Annotated in this window: 1 protein-coding gene; it reads right to left on the bottom strand. The window is 43.6% G+C overall.

The genetic code is table 11. From position 1 onward, the window contains the following. Positions 1-42: 42 nt before the first annotated feature. On the bottom strand, positions 43-523 hold a 481-nt coding region (locus R7O13_RS30700; protein ID WP_318305698.1), incomplete at its 5' end, for a formate--tetrahydrofolate ligase.

Below are 523 nucleotides of genomic sequence, written 5' to 3'. Positions count from 1 at the left end.
AGACAGCTCCCTTTGTGTTTGATTTCATTTAAATGATGCTCATTATGACAAACCGATGATATTACCATCTTCATCAAGGTCGAGATTCATAAACGCTGGCTTGTCAGGAAGACCGGGCATGGTCATAACGCTACCCGATAATGCGTACACGAAGCCAGCACCGGCACATAAACGCAGTTCACGAATTGGAACAGTAAAGCCAACTGGCGCGCCTTTTACTGAAGAATCGGTGGTGATAGAAAGTGGCGTTTTAGCAATACAAACAGCTAATTCGTTAAACCCTAGTTTTTCAAAATGAGCCAATTGCTGAGTTGCAAGTTCACTCATTTCAACATTTGTCGCACCATATCCAGCTTCACACACAGACATCAGCTTCTCCTGAAGGGATTGATGTTTCTGATATAGAGGTCGGAAATTCGTGGTTTTTTCGCAAGCATCAACGACATGCTGTGCTAGATCTCTCGTACCTTCACCACCTTGGGCAAAAGCAGTGCTGATAGCGACTTTAACATTTGGATCGAAT

Source organism: Vibrio sp. Y176, assembly GCF_033438945.1.
This window is presented reverse-complemented; position numbering and strand designations above follow the sequence as displayed.